Annotated in this window: 13 protein-coding genes; 4 read left to right on the plus strand and 9 right to left on the minus strand. The window is 75.5% G+C overall.

What is annotated here, in order from left to right:
• Positions 1 to 307: 307 nt before the first annotated feature.
• The 3 genes from NF338_RS05280 to NF338_RS05290 form a co-directional block, all read right to left on the minus strand.
• A complete protein-coding gene (locus tag NF338_RS05280) occupies positions 308 to 2785 on the minus strand; it encodes a glycoside hydrolase family 65 protein (protein ID WP_264029836.1) in 2478 nt (825 codons plus the stop codon).
• The gene (locus tag NF338_RS05285) at positions 2782 to 3555 is read right to left on the minus strand and encodes an HAD family hydrolase (RefSeq protein WP_264029837.1); all 774 of its coding nucleotides are present in this window, start codon (positions 3553 to 3555) and stop codon (positions 2782 to 2784) included. Before NF338_RS05285 ends, NF338_RS05280 begins: the two co-directional genes overlap by 4 nt.
• A gap of 169 nt (positions 3556 to 3724) precedes the next feature.
• The gene (locus tag NF338_RS05290) at positions 3725 to 4774 is read right to left on the minus strand and encodes a hypothetical protein (protein ID WP_264029838.1); all 1050 of its coding nucleotides are present in this window, start codon (positions 4772 to 4774) and stop codon (positions 3725 to 3727) included.
• 173 nt (positions 4775 to 4947) lie between these two features.
• Between NF338_RS05290 and NF338_RS05295 the strand changes: the two genes are divergently transcribed.
• Complete coding sequence (locus tag NF338_RS05295) at positions 4948 to 5376, plus strand: ester cyclase (protein ID WP_264029839.1); 429 nt, start codon at positions 4948 to 4950, stop codon at positions 5374 to 5376.
• Here the strand turns inward: NF338_RS05295 and mnmA are convergent.
• Complete coding sequence (gene mnmA / locus NF338_RS05300) at positions 5349 to 6527, minus strand: tRNA 2-thiouridine(34) synthase MnmA (protein WP_264029840.1); 1179 nt, start codon at positions 6525 to 6527, stop codon at positions 5349 to 5351. The genes NF338_RS05295 and mnmA overlap by 28 nt on opposite strands.
• Entirely contained in the window at positions 6524 to 7807 is a 1284-nt protein-coding gene (locus NF338_RS05305; RefSeq protein ID WP_264029841.1) for a cysteine desulfurase family protein, read from the minus strand. Before NF338_RS05305 ends, mnmA begins: the two co-directional genes overlap by 4 nt.
• A gap of 220 nt (positions 7808 to 8027) precedes the next feature.
• On the opposite strand from NF338_RS05305, the gene NF338_RS05310 reads away from it, so the two are divergent.
• On the plus strand, positions 8028 to 9074 hold the full coding sequence (locus NF338_RS05310; protein ID WP_264029842.1) for an aminoglycoside phosphotransferase family protein: 1047 nt from the start codon (positions 8028 to 8030) through the stop codon (positions 9072 to 9074).
• Between the two features lie 75 nt (positions 9075 to 9149).
• On the opposite strand, the gene NF338_RS05315 is transcribed toward NF338_RS05310, so the two are convergent.
• The 4 genes from NF338_RS05315 to NF338_RS05330 all read right to left on the minus strand — a co-directional run bounded on the left by NF338_RS05315 (position 9150) and on the right by NF338_RS05330 (position 13844).
• A complete protein-coding gene (locus tag NF338_RS05315; protein WP_264029843.1) occupies positions 9150 to 11285 on the minus strand; it encodes a PhoX family protein in 2136 nt (711 codons plus the stop codon).
• Positions 11286 to 11459: 174 nt separating this feature from the next.
• On the minus strand, positions 11460 to 11999 hold the full coding sequence (locus tag NF338_RS05320) for a hypothetical protein (protein WP_264029844.1): 540 nt from the start codon (positions 11997 to 11999) through the stop codon (positions 11460 to 11462).
• Positions 12000 to 12007: 8 nt separating this feature from the next.
• A complete protein-coding gene (locus NF338_RS05325; RefSeq protein ID WP_264029845.1) occupies positions 12008 to 13015 on the minus strand; it encodes an electron transfer flavoprotein subunit alpha/FixB family protein in 1008 nt (335 codons plus the stop codon).
• Between the two features lie 13 nt (positions 13016 to 13028).
• Positions 13029 to 13844, minus strand: coding sequence for an electron transfer flavoprotein subunit beta/FixA family protein (locus NF338_RS05330; protein WP_264029846.1), 816 nt, complete (start codon positions 13842 to 13844; stop codon positions 13029 to 13031).
• 204 nt (positions 13845 to 14048) lie between these two features.
• On the opposite strand from NF338_RS05330, the gene glgX reads away from it, so the two are divergent.
• Positions 14049 to 16304 carry a glycogen debranching protein GlgX gene (gene glgX / locus NF338_RS05335; RefSeq protein WP_264030045.1) on the plus strand — a complete coding sequence of 752 codons (2256 nt, stop codon included), beginning with the start codon at positions 14049 to 14051 and terminating at the stop codon, positions 16302 to 16304.
• Between the two features lie 126 nt (positions 16305 to 16430).
• Positions 16431 to 18185, plus strand: coding sequence for an FAD-binding dehydrogenase (locus NF338_RS05340; RefSeq protein WP_264029847.1), 1755 nt, complete (start codon positions 16431 to 16433; stop codon positions 18183 to 18185).
• The last annotated feature ends 57 nt before the right edge of the window (positions 18186 to 18242 follow it).

An 18242-nucleotide genomic window follows, 5' to 3' on the forward strand; every position in this document is an offset into this window, starting at 1 on the left:
GTCCCGAAGCGAGACCGACACCGCGGGCGGTCGCCCGAGGTGCGCCAAGACCAGGGCGAGACGGAGCAGGGCGGGGTGGGTGGTGGTGCCGCGTCGTGGCGGGCCTGGAACGAGGGATCGTCCGGAGTGAGCTTGCGAACGCAGGACGATCCCGACCGAGAACACGGGAGCCGCGAGGAACGAGCGGCGGATGGTAGACGCGGCACCACCACCCACCCCGACCACCCAAGGTGACCAGACCGCCGTCGGGCACGAGGTGACCACGGCTCTACCTCGTGCAACCGCGGTCTACCTCGCGGAACCGGGATCAGGAGTGCGGGACCGTCGCCGTGATGAGGGTGCCGTCGTCGCGGCGGTTGCCGGAGAGCGCGCGCAGGCTCGGGCGTCCGGGCTTCACGGGGCCCTGGCCGTCGAGCGCGACGCGCGTGACCTCGCCCGGCACGACCTTGACCCGCTCGCCGCGCACGGTGACCTGCGCGCCGTCGCCGGTCTCGGCGTCGAGCTCGATCGCGTCGGGGAGCACGGTGACGCGCAGGCGCGAGCCGTGCCACTGGACGCGGAACGTCAGGGACTCCCACTCCTGCGGCAGCCGCGGGTCGAAGGTCAGGTCGCCCTCGGAGTCGCGCATGCCGCCGAACCCGCACGCGAGCGCGGACCACGTGCCGCCCGCGGAGGCGACGTGCACGCCGTCGGCCGCGTTGGCGTGGAGGTTCGCGAGGTCGACGAACAGCGACGACACGAAGTACTCGAGCGCGAGCTCGTGGTACCCGACCTCGGCCGCGACGATCGACTGCACGACGCCGGACAGCGTCGAGTCGCCCGTGGTCAACGGGTCGTAGTACTCGAAGTCGGCGAGCTTCTCCTCCGCCGTGAAGTGCTGGCCCTGGAGGAACAGCGCGAGCACCACGTCGGCCTGCTTGAGCACCTGGTAGCGGTAGATGACGAGCGGGTGGTAGTGCAGCAGGAGGGGCCGCTTGTCCGCGGGGGTGTGCGCGAGGTCCCAGATCTCGCGCTCGAGGAAGTGCGAGTCCTGCGGGTGGATGCCGATGCTCTCGGCGTACGGGATCGACATGTGGTCGGCCGCGCGGACCCACTCGGCGGCCTCGTAGGCGCCGAGCCCGAGCCGGTCCACGAGGAGCGCGTAGTCGTCGGGGTGCTCGGCCTTCATGCGCTCGACGACGATCGCCGCCGCGCGCAGGTTGAACCGCGCCATGACGTTGGTGAAGAGGTTGTCGTTGACGACGGTCGTGTACTCGTCGGGGCCGGTGACGCCGTGGATGTGGAAGTTGTCGTCGCCGTTGGCGCGCCAGAAGCCCAGGTCCTCCCACATGCGGGCGGTCTCGACGAGGATGTCGACGCCCTCGCGACGCAGGAAGTCGACGTCCCCCGTCGCGCGCACGTACTGCACGAGCGCGTAGCTGACGTCGGCGTCGATGTGGTACTGCGCGGTGCCCGCCGCGTAGTAGGCGGACGCCTCCTCGCCGTTGATGGTGCGCCAGGGGAAGAGCGCGCCCTTCTGCGACAGCTCGCCCGCACGGCGGCGGGCGGCGTCGAGCATCTGGTACCGGAACCGCAGCGCGTTGCGCGCGTACCGGGGGCTCGTGTACGTGAGGAACGGCAGGACGTAGATCTCGGTGTCCCAGAAGTAGTGCCCGCTGTACCCGGAGCCCGTGAGGCCCTTGGCGGGGACGCCGTTGCCCTCGGCGCGCGCGGTCGCCTGGGCGAGCTGGAACAGGTTCCACCGCACGGCCTGCTGGACGCCGGGCTGGCCGGGGATCTCGACGTCGGAGCGCGCCCAGAAGTCGTCGAGCCACTCGCGCTGGAGCGCGATCTGGGCGTCGACCCCGGTCTCCTGCGCCCGGTCGAGCGTGCGGCGGCAACGGTCGACGAGCTCGCGCGACGGCACGCCGCGCGACGTGTGGTACGCGACGAGCTTGGTGAGCCGGATGGGCCGACCCGGCTCCGCGTGGATGCGGAACACGTGCTTGGCGAGGTCCTCGTCGACCTGCGTGCGCACGTCCCACTCGTTCTCGGTCTCGAGCAGGTCGTCCGTCGCGACGGCGAGCGTCATGCCCGAGTTGGTGGCGCGGTAGGAGAGGACGAGGCGCTCGTCGTCGCCCCACTGCGACTGCGGCTGCAGGACGCGCCCGGCGAACTGGTCGGTCTTGCGCGGGTCGAACCCCTCGCCGAGCGACGCGGAGCGCACGTGGTACTCGTCCTGCCCGTCCTGGCGGTTGAGGATCTGCGACGAGATCGCGACGGGCGCCGCGGCGTCGAGCAGCGTGACCTCGAACGTCATGATCGCCAGGTGGCGCTCGACGAACGACACCATGCGCTCGGAGCGGATCTGCACGCGCTTGCCGGACGGCGTGCGCCACAGCAGCTCGCGGCGCAGGACGCCGTCGCGCAGGTCGAGCGACCGCTCGTAGTCGACGAGGTCCGCGACGGGGAGCAGGAGCGGCTCGTCGTCGACGTACAGCCGGATGACCTTCGCGTCGGGGACGTTGACGATGGTCTGCCCGACGCGCGCGAACCCGTACGCCTCCTCGGCGTGCCGGATCGACCAGGTCTCGTGGAACCCGTTGACGAACGTGCCGTGCGAGTGGGACTCCCGCCCCTCCTCGACGTTGCCGCGCATGCCGAGGTAGCCGTTCGCGACGGCGAAGAGCGTCTCGGTCACGCCGAGGTCCTCGGCGGAGAACTGCGACTCGACGAGCCGCCACGGCTCGGCCGGGAAGCGGAGGCGGTCCACGGTGCTCTGCTCGTCGGCGGTCTTGCGGATCACGCGCTCTCCTCGTCGGGTCGTGCGGTCGTGGTCGACGCCGCGGCGGCGCGCGGGCGGTCGAGGACCGTCGCGTCCAGGTCGCCCAGGTCGGGGACGACGACGTCGGCCCCGTGCGCGCGCAGCGCGTCCGCGCCCACGCCCCGGTCGACGCCGAGCACGAGCCCGAACCCGCCGGCGGCGCCGGCCTGGACGCCCGAGAGCGCGTCCTCCACGACGATCGCCTCCGCGGCCGGGACGCCGAGGAGCTCGGCCGCCCGCAGGTAGGTGTCGGGGGCCGGCTTGCCGGCGATGTGCTCGCGCGCGGCGACGTTCCCGTCGACGACGACCGCGAACCGATGCGTGAGCCCCGCCGCGGCGAGGACCGCGGGCGTGTTGCGCGACGACGACACGACCGCGACCGCGGCCCCCGCCGCGGTCACGGCATCGAGGAAGCGCACCGAGCCCGGGTAGGGCGCGATGCCCTCCTCGGCGAACATGCGGTTGACGATCTCGTCCTTGCGGTTCCCGAGCGCTGCGACGGTGTCCTCGCCGGGGGCGTCGGACGCGTCCCCGCGGGGCAGCTCGACGCCGCGCGACGCGAGGAAGGTCGCGACGCCGTCGTACCGGGGCTTGCCGTCGATCGACGCGAAGTAGTCCGCGGCGGTGTAGGGGGCGAGCCCGTGCGCCGCGCAGTAGGGCGCGAACAGGCGTTCCCAGGCGCGCATGTGGATCTCGGCGGTCGGCGTGAGGACGCCGTCGAGGTCGAACAGCACGGCTCGCAGCAAGGGCATGGGGGTCCTTCGCGGTGAGGGGACGGGATCGGCGCCGGACCACGTCCGTGCCGTCCGGAGAGCCGGGGCGCGGCCGTCCGCACGTCGCCGTCGTGACCGCCGCGCGAGGTCAAGCGTACGCACGACGAGCGGTGCGCGGGAAGCCGCCGAGCCGACGCCCAGGTAGCGCTCAGGCGTGGGCGCGCTCGGCCAGGACGTCGGCGACGCGGCCGAGGTTCGCGAGCAGCGCGCGGTGCTCGTCGGGGGTGCCCACGACGCCGCGGCCCGGCCCTCCCCCGGCCGCGCGCGGGGCGCCCAGGAGCGTCACGTCGTCGAGCGCGGCGAGCGGGAGCCCGATGCGGCGCCACGGCACGCTGACCGCGTCGGCGAGCTCGCCCAGCGCGGGGCCGGCGCACTGCGACACCTTCGCGGGCGGGAGCGCAGCCCACAGGCCGACGCCCCGCTCGACCGCCCGGGCGACGGTCTCCCACAGCTTCTCGTCCCACGCGCCGAGCGCGAGACCGACGGCGTCGGCGCCCGCGAGCACGACGGGCGCCACGCCCACCCAGGCGGGTCCCACGTGGACGACCGTCGACGCCGACGCCGCGCGCGCGGCGTCCAGCACGGGCCGCAGCCCGTCCACGAGGTCCGGGCCCGGGACCGCGCGCAGGCGCGAGTAGCCCGAGAACGACGGGAGCACGCCCGCCCCGACCTGGGCGAGCAGCGGCTCGTCGACCTGCACGACGACGTCCGCCCCGGGGACCTGCCGGCGCACCTCGGCGACGTGCTCCCCCACGGCCACGGCGAGCGCCTGCCCGACCTCGCGCACCGCTCCCGGGTCGGACAGCACGCGGTCGCCGCGCGCGAGGTAGAGGTCGGCGGCGAGCGACCACGGCCCGGTGACGGTCACGGCGAGCGGCCCCGAGTACCCCGCACCCGCGATGGCGAGCGCCTCGAGGTCCTCACGCAGGTACGCGTCGGCCCGGCGAAGGTCCGCCCCGCCGTGGTCCGCGAGCTTCCACCCGTGCGGCCCCAGCTCGACCGGGAGGCCGGGCAGCAGCGCGGCCGTGCGCCCGGTCGCGTCCGCGCCGGGACCGCGCCCCGGGAGCTGGACGAGGAACGGCACCCCGCGCACGCCCGTCGGGACCTCGGCGAGATCACCGAGCACCGTGAGCTGCGCCTCCAGCACGTCCGCGCCCTCGCCGCCGGGCCACGGGCCGAGCCCGCTCACCGCGGTCACGCCGCGCCCCTGCACGAGCCCTCGGCCCGGGCGCCGCCCGACCTCTCGTCACGAACCACGTGCCGTCCACCTCTCTTCAGGAGCACACTGGGAAACCGAGCCGTGCCGCGACCCCGCCGGGGTCCGGGGGCCGCGCGGCCGCCGAGCACGAGGGTGTGCGGAAGGGCCACGACATGGGCACGCACGAGAACAAGGCCACGGCGGTCGCCGTGCACACGCGCGCGATCCCCGGCAACCACGGCGACGCGCTCGCGGCGCTGCTCGCACCCGGGTTCCGCAACCACGACACGTCGCCCGGCTGCGAGGGCGGCGCCGACGCGCTCCTCGCGATGATGCACTGGTACGACGAGGCGTTCGAGGACCAGCGCGTCGCGGTCCTGCACGCGGTCGCGGAGGGCGATCTCGTCGCGCTGCACGTCGAGCTCAGCGCGCGCCACACCGGGTTCTTCCGCGGCGTCGCCCCGACGGGACGCCGCTTCCAGGTGCGCGAGATGCACGTGCTGCGCTTCGCCGAGGGCCAGGAGGTCGAGCACTGGTGCGTGCGCGACGAGTCCGCGCTCGTGCGCGCGCTCGCTCACCCCGCGCCCGTCGGCGTCGGCTGACCGGCTGACCGACCTGTCGACCGTGCCGCCGAGCGGTGGGCACGGTCCACGGTGGCCTGGCCGAGCACGCGCGCGCCGGCGTAGACGACGAGCGACTGCCCGGCCGCGACGCCCCGGAGCGGCGTGCCCGTGAGCTCGACCTCCATCGCGTCGCCGACGGCCCGGACCCGGGCCGCGACGGGGGCGCCGTGCGCGCGGACCTGCACCTCGACGTCGGCCTGCTCCCCCGCCGCCGGGCGCGCGTCGTCGAACCAGACCGCCGCGCCGGCTTCGACGCGGTCGACGCTCAGCAGCTCGGCCGGCCCGACGACCACGCGGTTGCTCGCGGGCTGCACGTCGAGCACGTACCGCGGGCGGCCGTCCGGCGCCGGGCGGTCGATGCCCAGGCCCTTGCGCTGGCCGACGGTGTAGGCGTAGGCGCCGTCGTGCTCGCCGAGCACCGTCCCCTCGGCGTCGACGATCTCGCCCGGGCGCGCGCCCAGGCGGTCGCGGAGGAAGCCCTGGGTGTCGCCGTCGGCGACGAAGCAGATGTCGTACGAGTCGGGCTTCGCGGACACCGACAGCCCGCGGCGCGCGGCCTCGGCGCGCACCTCGTCCTTCGACGCGAAGTCCCCGAGCGGGAACATCGCGCGGGCCAGGCGCTCGGGGCCCATGACCGCGAGCACGTAGGACTGGTCCTTCGCCGTGTTCGGGGAGCGGTGCAGCTCCTGCACGGGGCGCACCCCGCCCGGCGCGGACGAGTCGGCCGCCTCGCGCGTCACGACGCGCGCGTAGTGGCCCGTCGCGACGGCGTCGAAGCCGAGCGCGGTCGCCTTGTCGAGCAGCGCCTCGAACTTGATGTGCTCGTTGCAGCGCACGCACGGGTTGGGCGTGCGGCCCGCCTCGTACTCCGCGAGGAAGTCGGCGACGACCGTGTCCTCGAACCGCTCCGAGAGGTCCCACACGTAGTACGGGATGCCGAGCACGTCGGCCGCGCGCCGCGCGTCGCCCGCGTCCTCGATCGAGCAGCACCCGCGCGAGCCGGTCCGGAACTGGTCGCGGTTGCGCGAGAGCGCCATGTGCACGCCCACGACCTCGTGCCCCGCCTCGACCGCGAGCGCCGCGGCGACGGCCGAGTCGACGCCGCCCGACATGGCGGCGAGGACCCTCACGCGGCACCTCCCGCGCGGGTCGGGACCGCGGTGCGAGTCGGAACCGCGGCGCGCGTCGGACCGGACGCGAGCCCCGCGGCCCGCGCACGCTCGACGGCGCGGGGCAGGGCGTCGAGGAGGCGCGCGACGTCGTCGGGCGTGGACGTGGCGCCGAGCGTGAACCGGAGCGCGCCGCGCGCGTCCTGCTCGGGCACGCCCATCGCGAGCAGCACGTGGGACGGCTGCGGCACGCCGGCCTGGCACGCGGAGCCGGTCGAGGCCTGCACGCCGGCGGAGTCGAGCAGGTAGAGGAGCGAGTCGCCCTCGGCCCCCGGGAACGTGAAGTGCGCGTTGCCGGGCAGGCGGACGGCGGCGGGGCCCCCGGACCCGGGCTCGGGCCCGCTGAGGAGCGCGTCGGGGACGCGCTCGCGCACGCCCGCGACGAGCTCGTCGCGCAGGCCCCGCAGGTGGGCTGCGCGCTCCTCGCGGTGCGCGACGGCCTCGGCGACCGCGACGCCGAACGCGCGGATCGCGGGCGCGTCGAGCGTGCCGGAGCGTACGCCGCGCTCCTGCCCCCCGCCGTGCAGGACGGGGGTGAGGGGCGCGTCGCGCCGGGCGACGAGCGCGCCGACCCCGACCGGGCCGCCGAGCTTGTGGCCGGACACCGTCATCGCGTCGAGGCCGCTCGCCGCGAAGTCGACCGGGACCTGGCCGACCGCCTGGACCGCGTCGGAGTGCACGGGGATGCCGTGCGGGCGCGCGAGCTGCACGACCTCCTGGACGGGCTGGAGCGTCCCGACCTCGTTGTTCGCCCACATGACGGAGATCAGCGCGATCTCGTCGGCGTGCTCCGCGACCTCGGCCCGCAGCGCCGCGAGGTCCACGCGGCCGTCGCCGTCGACGGGCAGGAGCACGATCTCGGCGCCGGCGTGCTCGGCCATCCAGAACGCGGGGTCGAGCACCGCGTGGTGCTCGACCGCCGAGACGACGATCCGGCGGCGGCGCGGGTCGGTCGTGCGCCGGCCCCAGAACAGGCCCTTGATCGCGAGGTTGTCGGCCTCGGTGCCCCCCGCGGTGAACACGACCTCGCTCGGGCGCGCGCCGAGCGCCGCGGCGATCGACTCGCGCGCCTCCTCGACCGTGCGGCGGGCGGCACGCCCTGCCGCGTGCAGCGACGACGGGTTGCCGGTGCGCGACAGCTCGTCGACGAAGGCCTCGCGCGCCGCCGCGGACAGCGGCGTCGTGGCGGCGTGGTCGAGGTAGGCCGCCGTCGCGGGGACGGGGCCGGATGGGTGGGTCACAGTCACCCAGTCTACGAACCATCGCGGCACCCCCGTTCCGAGGGGTGGGCGGCGCTGGACATCCCGGCAGGAAGCGCTAAGTTGTCAGAGGTCTGCGCCCGGCCGTCGCCGGGCGCTCGTCCTGGTCGCAGGACCGCCGTTGCGCGCCACACGTCGCCGCGGGACGGAAACGTGCCGAGGACGAGACCGTCCAGCCACCGACAGGGGAAGTGGCATCTCGATGCCCGACGACGCCGCACGGCCCGCCGTCGAGGCCGCCGGAGACGTCCCGGTCGCCTCGGGCGGCGGCCGCCTGCTCTGGGGCGACCTGCCGCTCGCGCTGCGCGACGAGCTGGAGGCCGTCGCCGGCGGGCGGGTCGTGCAGGAGCGCTCGATCTCGTCCGGGTTCAGCCCGGGCCTCGCCTCCGTCCTCACGTTCGACGACGGCGCCCGCCTCTTCGTCAAGGCGGCGCGGACCGCGGACGAGCCCCTGGCGGCCAACCTGCACCGCGCCGAGGCGAAGGTCGCGACCCGGCTGCCCCGCGACGTCCCGGCACCGCGCTTCGCGTGGGGGCACGGGGACGGCGACTGGATCGCGCTCGCCTTCGAGGTCGTGGACGGGCACGTGCCCGCCACGCCCTGGGACCCCGACGAGCTCGACCGGGTCCTGACCACCCTCGTCCGCGTCGCGTCCGTCCCGGGGGCCCGTGCCATGCGCCTGCCGCCCACCGGGCCCGACTTCGCCGACATGGCGACCGGGTGGCGAGCGCTGCGCGAGGACCCCGACCCGCGCCTGGCCGCGGTCTCGCCGTGGGCCGCCGCGCACCTCGACGCGCTCGCGGAGGCCGAGCGCGGGGCGCTCGTGGCGTGCGAGGGCGAGTCGTTCGTGCACGGCGACCTGCGTGCCGACAACGTCCTGCTCACGCCGGAGAAGGTCTACCTCGTGGACTGGCCGCACGCGTCGCGCGGTGCGGCCTGGCTCGACCTCGCGATGTTCCTGCCCAGCGTCGTCATGCAGGGCGTCGTGGACGTCTGCGAGCCGGTCACGGTGAGCGCCGACACGACCCGACGCGCGCGCGGCGGCGCGTGGGCGGCGTCGACCTTCGCCGTGCACCCCCTCGGGAGTGACGTGCACCCCGCCGACCTGCGGTCGGTCGTCGCCGGGATCGCGGGATACTTCCTGCACTCCGCGCGCAAGCCCGCCGTCCCGACGATCCCCCGCCTGCGCGCGTTCCAGCGCGCCCAGGGTGTCGCCGCCGTCGCGTGGCTGGAGCACCTGGGTCGCTGAGCGGGCCTCCGAGCGGACGACGGAGGGGCCCCGCGCCGTCGCGACGCCGGGCCCCTCGGTCGTGCGGGAGTCGCGTCAGTCGCGCCACACCTGGACGACGGACGGCCGCGGGCCTGCGAACGCGCCCGTCGGTACCGGCGTGCCCGGCGTCAGGTAGTCGGGGAAGTACGACGCCTGCGCGTCGAACGTGCCGTCCTCGCCCGGGTGCTGGACCGCCACGTAGACCATGCGGTCCGTCGAGTCGACCAGCGGTCCGCACGTCTCGGCACCCCGCGGCACGGAGAGGAACTGCTCGACGCGACCGCGCTCGCGGCCGTCGAGCGTGACCTTGAACAGCCCGTCGCACTTCTGGATCGTGCTGGGCTGCCCGTCGGTCGAGATCCAGAGGTTGCCCTCGGCGTCGAACGCGAGGTTGTCCGGGCAGGAGATCGGGGAGACCTTCTCCTTCGGGTAGCCCGAGAAGTAGGTCGAGGCGTTCGTGGCCGGGTCGCCCGCGACGAGCAGCAGGTTCCACCGGAACGTCAGGGCGGCGGCGTCGTCGCCGTCCTCGACGATCTCCACGACGTGCCCGTCGCGGTTGGTGTTGCGGGGGTTCGGCTCGGTCGCGGCCTCGACCGCCGCGGGCCCGCGCGAGGTGTTGTTGGTGCACGCGACGTAGACGCGGCCCGTGACCGGGTTGGGCTCGACGTCCTCCGGGCGGTCCATCTTCGTGGCCCCGACCTGGTCGGCCGCGACGCGCGTGTAGACGAGCACCTCCTCGAGGCTCATGCCGGCGACCTGGCTCCGCCCGTCCAGGACGAGCGGGACCCACTCGCCCCGGCCGTCGAACGCGCCGTCGGACGGGACCGCGCCCGAGCCGTCGATCTCGGCCACCGGGGAGTCGCCCGTGAAGCGCGCGACGTACAGCGAGCCCTCGGTGAGCAGCGTCTTGTTGTGGCGCCGGGCGCCCTCGCTGTTGCCCGGGCGCATCGTGCGCGAGGAGACGAACTTGTACACGTAGTCGAAGCGCTCGTCGTCGCCCATGTACGCGACCGCGTTGCCGCGCCGCGAGAGGATCACGTTGGCGCCCTCGTGCTTGAAGCGGCCGAGCGCAGTGTGCTTCACCGGCGGCTCGTCCGGCGCGTACGGGTCGATCTCCACGATCCAGCCGAACCGGTGGGGCTCGTTCTCGTACCCGGGGTTGCGGGCGTCGAAGCGCGGGTCGTCGAGCTCCCACCCGTACCCCGTCGCGGCGTCGCGCAGGCCGTAGCGCGCGTCGTGGCCCGTGCCCGACGTGCGGAAGTAGCCGTTGAAGTTCTCCTCGCCCGAGAGCACGGTCCCCCACGGGGTCGTGCCGCCCGCGCAGTTGTTGAGCGTGCCGAGCACGCGCGTCCCCGACGGGTCCGCGACGGTCTTGACGAGGTCCGTGCCCGCGACCGGGCCTGTCAGGCGGAACTCGGTCGAGAGGTGGACGCGGCGGTTGTACCGGCTGTCCGCGACGTAGTCCCACGGGGTGCCCGTGCGGCGGCGGCCCACCTCGACGACGGACATGCCGTGCGCGGCGCGCTCGATGGCGCGACGCGTCGGGGCGTCGTACGAGGCGTCGAACATGATCGCCGGGTTGGTGTACTCGTGGTTCGCGACCAGCAGGCCGCGCGTGCCCCGGCCGGGGCCCTTGCCCTTGCCCTGGGCGCCCGCGAGGGCGTGCTGGCGCTCGAACGGCAGGATGTCGAGGTAGTCGTTGTTGTAGCCGAACTGCTGGGCCTGGGCCTCGGGCGTCTGCCGTGCGACGTCGAACGGCGGGGCGCCGCGCAGGATCGGGTCGCCCCAGCGGATCACGGGCCGCCACCGGTAGCCGTCGGGGACGACGAACGCGTCGCGCGCCGCGGGCTGGGGCGAGATCGCGCCGAAGGCCAGGCCCTTCTGCGGGCGGCCTCCGCCGTGGCCGCCACCGTGGGCGGGCAGCGCCTGGGCGGCTGCGGACGGCGCGCCGACGGTCTGCGCGCCGAGCACGACGGCCGCCGCACCGACCGCGAGCCCGCCCAGCAGCGCGCGCCGCGACATGGCGCCCGCGACGACGTCGCGGAACGTCTCGTTGGCGCTCTCGTTGGGGACCGGGTGCGAGCACGCGTCGGCGCACTTCAGCCGGCAGGTGACGGGGCTGCGCTTGCCGCGTGCGTGCGGCGCGACGGAGAGCAGGGGGCGATGCTCGGGGGCAGGCGTGATCGTCATCGGTCGTCTCCACAGGTCGGGGGGCTTCCCCGTCACCGGGGAGTCGGCCCCGACGCTAGGAACGGTCGATGACCGGTCGGCCACCGCCCGGAGGACACCGGGTGAATTCTCGGCACCCGCTGTCCGCCCGCTGAGCGGCCGGCCCTCGCGGCGCCGGGTCGGTGGGTGGCGCTGTCAGGCGCGCGCCAGCGTCCCGGCGACGACCGTCAGGACGGCGCCCGCCACGAAGACCCCGGTGCACGCGCCACCGACCACACGGGCGACGCGCAAGGCCGCCGGCGACGGTCCCTCGCCGGGGTCCAGGAGCCCGAGGAACGCGGAGCCGGTGGACGAGCGGCGGAACGGCACGTGGAACTGCCGCACGTCGTGGTCGGTCAGGGGCGGCGGGGGCTCGTGGGCGAGCGCCGCCGCGGCACGCCGGTCGCGCAGACGGCCGACCTGGAGCACGTAGAAGGCGAGGGTCCCGTACTGGCTGAGGTAGAAGAGTCCCAGCGCGAGCACGGTCGTCCCGAGGCAGGCGACCGCGAACGTCCCGGAGAACCGGAGCACGGCGATCCCGGCGGCGGTGACGGCGGCTCCGAGCAGCAGCCACCACGGCAGGGACGCCCACGCCCCCGAGTGGTCACCCTCGTACGGCGACACCGGCCGCACCGGGCGGCTCGAGTCCGCGAGCTGGTCGGCGAGGGGCGACCTGTCCTCCTCCCACCAGGCCATCAGAGCGCTCAGCCCTGGGTCGACCGGTGCTCGCGCAGCACCTCGGCCGCCTGCGGCAGCACGTCCGCGAGGTCGCCCACGACCGCGAAGTCCGAGATCTCGAACAGCGGGCACTCCGGGTCGTTGTTCACCGCGACGATCACCTGCGACGCCTGCATGCCGCCGCGGTGGTGCGGGGCGCCGGAGATGCCCGCGCCGATGTACAGGCGGGGTGCCACGGTGACGCCCGTCTGCCCGACGAACTGGTCGTGCCAGCCCTCGTAGACGGCGTCGCGCGTCGCGCCCACCGCCGCACCGAGCGCGTCGGCGAGCTCGGTGACGGGACCGAAGTCTCCGTTGGTGCCGCGGCCCCCGGCCACGACGATCGCGGCCTCGCCGAGCGCCGGGCGACCCGCGCCGGCCGACTCGTCGACCGTGCGGGACACGACGCGCGTCGCGGTCGCGGCGGGCGAGAGCTCGAGGCGCAGCGCAGCGACCTCGGTCGCCACGGCGACCTCCGCGGGCTGCGGCACGACGGAGTTCGCCCGCAGCGTGAGCACGGCGGGGTCGGTGACGATCTCGCTGCGCACGTCCCAGGACCCGGCGAAGACGCGCTTGTCCGCGACGAGGTGCGTACCGCCGTCGGTCAGCGCCGACGCGTCCACGACCAGTCCCGCCTCGGTGAGGAACGCGAGGCGCGCGGCCGCCTCCTTGTTGGGGAAGGACGACGTGAGCAGGACGGCGTCCGCGTCGGACGCGCGCGTCGCGGCGGCGAGGACCTCCGCCACGACGGGCGTCAGGTGCAGCGCGTCGCCGGTCACGACCTCCCCGCCCGACGACGGCTCGGCCTGGCGCACGAGCGCGACGCCGTAGGCGCCGAGCTGGGCGAGCACGTCGACGCTCGGTGCCTCGAGGGCGACGGCCTCGACGCGCCCCAGCGAGCGGCCGACGGTGATGAGCTCCAGCACGGGCGAGCGCAGCTCGGTGCCGGCGGAGTCGAGGAGGACGAGGACGGTACGGGTCCCGGGGGTGCTCATGTGCGGACGCCTCTCAGACCAGGTCGTTGCGGATGAGGAACTCGGCCAGGGCGCGCCCGCCCTCGCCCTTGTCGACGACGATCTCGGCGTCGGGGCGCGGCGGGCGGGGCGACGCGTCGGTCACGCGCGAGCGCGCGCCGGCGTCGCCGACGAGCGCCGGGTCGACGCCGAGGTCGGCGAGGCTCCACGCCTCCACCGGGCGCGTGCGCGCCGCCATGATGAGCTTGAAGTTGGGCATGCGCGGGTCGTTCGCGTGGTCCGTCACGGACACCACGGCGGGGAGCGGCGCCTCGAGGACCTCCTCGACCCCGTCGAGCTCGCGCGTGACGCGCGCGGTGCGCGCGCCCGGCTCGCCGTCGACCTCGAGCTTCCCGGCGAGCGTGAGCTGCGGCAGGTCGAGCTCCGCCGACAGGAGCGCGGGGACGACGGAGCCGAGCCCGTCGAGCGCGGCCATGCCCGTCACGACGACGTCCACCGGCGCCTCGTCCGCGAGGCGGCGCACCGCCGCGGCGAGCACGCGCGCGGTGCCGAAGTAGTCCGAGCCCGCCACGGCGTCGTCGCTCACGCGCACCCCACGGTCCGCGCCGAGCTGGTACGCGCGGCGCACCGCGCCGTCGGCGTCGGGCCCGGCCACCGTGAGGACGATGACCTCGCTGGTGTCGCGCTCCGCCTCCGGCAGCGCCTCCTTGAGGCGCAACGCGGCCTCGACCGCGTTCTCGTCGAGCTCGTTGAGCGTCCCCTCGTCGGCCCGGCGCACGACGCGCCCGCCCTCGAAGCCCCGGTCCGCGTGGATGTCCGGGACGTACTTCACGGCGACGACGATCCGCATCGGCTGCTCTCCCTGTGCGCTGGGCGGTCGGCCGGAGAGGTTCCCGGCCCGCTCGGGGAAGCCTACCGGCGGGCGGCGGGACGAGCCGGTGACACCCGCCACAATGGACGGGTGCACGTGCCCCCCGACCCGAGCCCCGTCCCCCCGGCCAGCGGCGATCCCGCGCTCCCGGTCGCGCCGGGACGCGTCGACCGGCACGCCCTCGTGCCGCCGCTCGGCGTCCGCGTCGCGGGCGGCGGCGTCGACGTCGCCGTCCTCGCCTCGCACGCGACCGCCGTCGAGCTGTGCCTCGTCGACGTCGTCGACGCGGCGCTGCCCGCCCACGACCCCGCCCGCTACCGCGAGCGCCGCGTCCCCCTCGCCGGGCCGGCGTACGGCGTCTGGCACGCCCACGTCCCGGGCGTCCGCCCCGGGCAGCGCTACGGGTTCCGCGTCCACGGCCCCTGGGACCCCGCGGCCGGGCTCCGGCACAACCCCGCGAAGCTCCTCGTCGACCCGTACGCGCGGGGCCTCGTGGGCGAGCTCGTCGACGACCCTGCGATCCGCGGGCAGGCCGGCGACGACCCGTACGGCCCGGCGGACGCGCGCGACTCGCTGCCGTTCGTCCCGCACGCGGTGGTCGTGGCCGAGCCCGCGGGCGCGCTCGCGCCCCGGCCCCGCGTCCCGTGGCGCGACACCGTCGTCTACGAGGCGCACGTGCGCGGCCTCACGCAGCGGCTCGAGGCGCTGCCCGAGCACCTGCGCGGCACGTACGCGGGCGTCGCGCACCCCGTGACGATCGAGCACCTGCGCACCCTCGGCGTGACGACGGTCGAGCTCCTGCCCGTGCACGCGAACGTCCCCGAGCCGCACCTGCTCGCGAGCGGCCGCACCAACTACTGGGGGTACTCGACGCTCGGGTTCTTCGCGCCCCACGCCGCGTACGCGACGCGCGCCGCGCAGGAGGCCGGTCCCGGCGCCGTCCTCGACGAGGTGCGCGGCATGGTCCACCTGCTGCACGAGGCCGGTATCGAGGTGCTGCTCGACGTCGTGCACAACCACACGTGCGAGGGCGGGGCGGACGGCTACCACCTGTCGTGGCGCGGCCTCGACAACGCCGGCTACTACCTGCACGACGGCGGCTCGCCCGCGCGTCTCGCCGACGTCACCGGGACGGGCAACTCGCTCGACTTCCGGCGCCCCGCCGTGGTGCGGGCCGCGCTGGACTCGCTGCGGTACTGGGCGGACGTCGTGGGCGTCGACGGGTTCCGGTTCGACCTCGCGGTCACGCTCGGGCGCGGGTCGGCCGGGTTCGACCCCGACCACCCGTTCCTCGTCGCGCTCCAGACCGACCCGGTGCTGTGCGGGCTCAAGCTCGTCGCCGAGCCGTGGGACGTGGGACCCGGCGGCTGGCGGACCGGCCAGTTCCCGCCGCCGCTCGCCGAGTGGAACGACCGGTTCCGCGACGCGGCGCGCCAGTTCTGGCTCGCCGACGCGCGCGAGGCGTCCCACGGGCGGCCCGGCCACGGCGTGCGCGACCTCGCGACCCGGCTCGCGGGCTCCGCGGACCTGTTCGGCCACTCCGACCCGCCGCTGCTGCGCGGGCCCGTCGCGTCGGTGAGCTACGTGACCGCGCACGACGGGTTCACGCTCGCCGACCTCGTCGCCTACGACCACAAGCACAACCTCGCGAACGGCGAGGACAACCGCGACGGGACCGACGACAACCGGTCCTGGAACCACGGTCTCGAGGGCCCGGTCGTGGCCCCCGACGCGCGGGCGGGCGGCGGCGCCGGGCTCGACGCGCTCGGGCTGGGAGTGGAGATCGCGCCCCTGCGCCGCCGGTCGATCCGCAACCTCCTCGCGACGCTCGTCCTCGCCGCCGGCACCCCGATGCTCACCGCGGGCGACGAGATGGGTCGCACCCAGCGCGGCAACAACAACGCCTACGTGCAGGACGACGCGACGTCGTGGGTGTCGTGGGACCTGTCACCATGGCGCCAGGACCTGCTCGCGACCACGCGGTACCTGCTCGGCCTGCGCCGCGCGCACCCCGCGCTGCGCCCCGACACGTTCTTCACCGGCCGGCCCCGCCCGACCGACGCAGCGACGCCGCGGGGGACGGACGGTGCCGGCGTGCCCGACCTCGTCTGGTTCGACGCCGACGGCGAGCTCCTGGACCACGCGGCGTGGCACGACCCCGCCGTCCGGACGCTGCAGATGCTGCGGACCGCGCCCGAGCCCGGCGACGCCGACGTCCTCGTGGTCGTCGTCGGTGCCCTCGACCCGGTCGACGTCACGCTCCCCGGCGTGCGCGCGGCCTCGGGCGGCGACGAGCTGTGGGACCTCGCGTGGGACTCCGACTGGGAGCACCCCAACGACCGGGACCGCACCAACGGTGACGGCACCGCCCGCGCGGGCGACGTCGTCGGGCTCGAGGCCCTGAGCCTGCGCGTCTACGTCTCCACCCCGCCGAGGTAGGGCCCCGGCCACGCGAGGTCGAGGCCCGGTCGTCCGAGGGAGAGGCGTGGTCGGCCGAGATGGAGGCGAGGTCGCACGCGCCCACCCGGCCTGTCGGGGCCTGGACACGTGCTCTACTCTTCCCGCATGAGTGACAGCGCGGTCGACTCCTCCGTCGGCTCCCCCACGATCGAGAACCCCGAGGTCGTCGTCGTGGGAGCCGGGCTCGCCGGGCTCGTCGCGGCGACCGAGCTCACCGCGGCAGGGCGGCGCGTCGTCCTGCTCGACCAGGAGCCGGCCGCGAGCCTCGGCGGTCAGGCGTGGTGGTCGTTCGGCGGCCTGTTCCTCGTCGGCTCGCCCGAGCAGCGGCGCATGGGCGTCACCGACTCCGCCGAGCTCGCGTTCGACGACTGGCTCGGGTCCGCGCAGTTCGCGCCCGGTGCCGACCGCGGCGAAGGTCCCGACCGCCACGGGTACGCGTGGGCGCAGGGGTTCGTCGACTTCGCCGCCGGGGAGATGCGCGGCTGGCTGCACGACAAGGGCGTGCGGTGGTTCCCGCTCGTGCAGTGGGCCGAGCGCGGCGGGTACCCGGTGCGCTCGGGCGCCGACGGGTCCGCGGCCGGCGCCCACGGCAACTCCGTCCCCCGGTTCCACGTCACGTGGGGCACCGGGCCGGGCATCCTCGAGCCGTTCGTCCGCGCCGCGCTCGACGCCCGGGCCGCGGGCCTGCTCGACCTGCGGTTCCGGCACCGGGTCACGTCGCTCGTCGTGACCGACGGCGCGGTGACGGGCGTGCGCGCGGAGGTCCTCGCGCCGTCGGACGTCGAGCGCGGCGCGCCGTCGTCGCGCGAGGTCGTCGGCGAGGTCGAGATCGCCGCGAGCGCCGTCGTCGTGACGTCGGGCGGGATCGGGGCGAATCACGACCTCGTGCGCTCGCGGTGGCCGCAGGCCGCCGGGCGCCTGCCGTCGCGGATGCTCTCCGGCGTCCCGGACTCGACCGACGGGCTCATGATCGGCGTCGCCGCCGACGCGGGCGCCGCGCTCGTCCACGAGGACCGCATGTGGCACTACCCCGAGGGCATCGCGAACCACTCCCCCGTGTGGACGGACCACGGCATCCGCATCCTGCCCGGCCCGAGCTCGTTGTGGCTCGACGCCGACGGCAACCGGCTGCCCGCGCCGCTGTTCCCGGGGTTCGACGCGCTCGGCGCGCTCCAGCACGTCACCGAGCGCGGCGACGACCACTCCTGGTTCGTGCTCAACAAGGCGATCATGGAGACCGAGTTCGCGCTGTCGGGCTCCGAGCAGAACCCCGACCTCACCGGCAAGGACGTCCGGCTGCTCGCGCAGCGCGTGCTGCCGGGCGCCGTCGGGCCGGTGGCGCGGTTCGCCGAGCAGTCGCCCGAGTTCGTCTGGGCCGACACGCCCGAGGAGCTCGCCGCCGGGATGAACGCGCTCGTGGACGCGACGCCGGGCTCGCGCGGCCACGTCGACGGCGACGCCCTCGCACGCATCGTCCACCTGCGCGACGAGCAGGTCCGCACCGGCCTCGGCAAGGACCCGCAGGTCGTCGCGACGGCGATGGCGCGGCGCTACCGCGTCGACCGCCTCATCCGCGTCGCGCCCCCGCGCCCGCTCACCACACCCAAGGACGGCCCGCTGCTCGCCGTCCGCCTCTCGGTGCTCACGCGCAAGACGCTCGGCGGGCTGTGGACCGACACGTCCGCGCGCGTGCTGCGCGCCGACGGCTCCGTGCTGCCCGGGCTCTGGGCCGCGGGCGAGGCCGCCGGGTTCGGCGGCGGCGGCGTGCACGGCCACCGCGCGCTCGAGGGCACGTTCCTCGGCGGCTGCCTCTACTCGGGCCGTGTCGCGGGCCGCTCGCTCGCGGCGGAGCTCGGCTGAACCCACGCGAGACAGCACCTGGTCGCTGGGGGCCGGCTGCCGTCGTCCGTCGCGCGA

This window comes from Cellulosimicrobium sp. SH8 (genome assembly GCF_025818875.1).
GTDB classification, from domain to species: Bacteria; Actinomycetota; Actinomycetes; order Actinomycetales; family Cellulomonadaceae; genus Cellulosimicrobium; species Cellulosimicrobium cellulans_D.

Coding starts and splice junctions, on each gene's coding strand:
- NF338_RS05285 (WP_264029837.1), bottom strand. CDS start 3,555: ATGCCCTTGCTGCGAGCCGTGCTGTTCGACCTCGACGGCGTCCTCACG.
- NF338_RS05340 (WP_264029847.1), top strand. CDS start 16,431: ATGAGTGACAGCGCGGTCGACTCCTCCGTCGGCTCCCCCACGATCGAG.
- NF338_RS05310 (WP_264029842.1), top strand. CDS start 8,028: ATGCCCGACGACGCCGCACGGCCCGCCGTCGAGGCCGCCGGAGACGTC.
- NF338_RS05330 (WP_264029846.1), bottom strand. CDS start 13,844: ATGCGGATCGTCGTCGCCGTGAAGTACGTCCCGGACATCCACGCGGAC.
- NF338_RS05295 (WP_264029839.1), top strand. CDS start 4,948: ATGGGCACGCACGAGAACAAGGCCACGGCGGTCGCCGTGCACACGCGC.
- NF338_RS05325 (WP_264029845.1), bottom strand. CDS start 13,015: ATGAGCACCCCCGGGACCCGTACCGTCCTCGTCCTCCTCGACTCCGCC.
- NF338_RS05315 (WP_264029843.1), bottom strand. CDS start 11,285: ATGACGATCACGCCTGCCCCCGAGCATCGCCCCCTGCTCTCCGTCGCG.
- NF338_RS05320 (WP_264029844.1), bottom strand. CDS start 11,999: ATGGCCTGGTGGGAGGAGGACAGGTCGCCCCTCGCCGACCAGCTCGCG.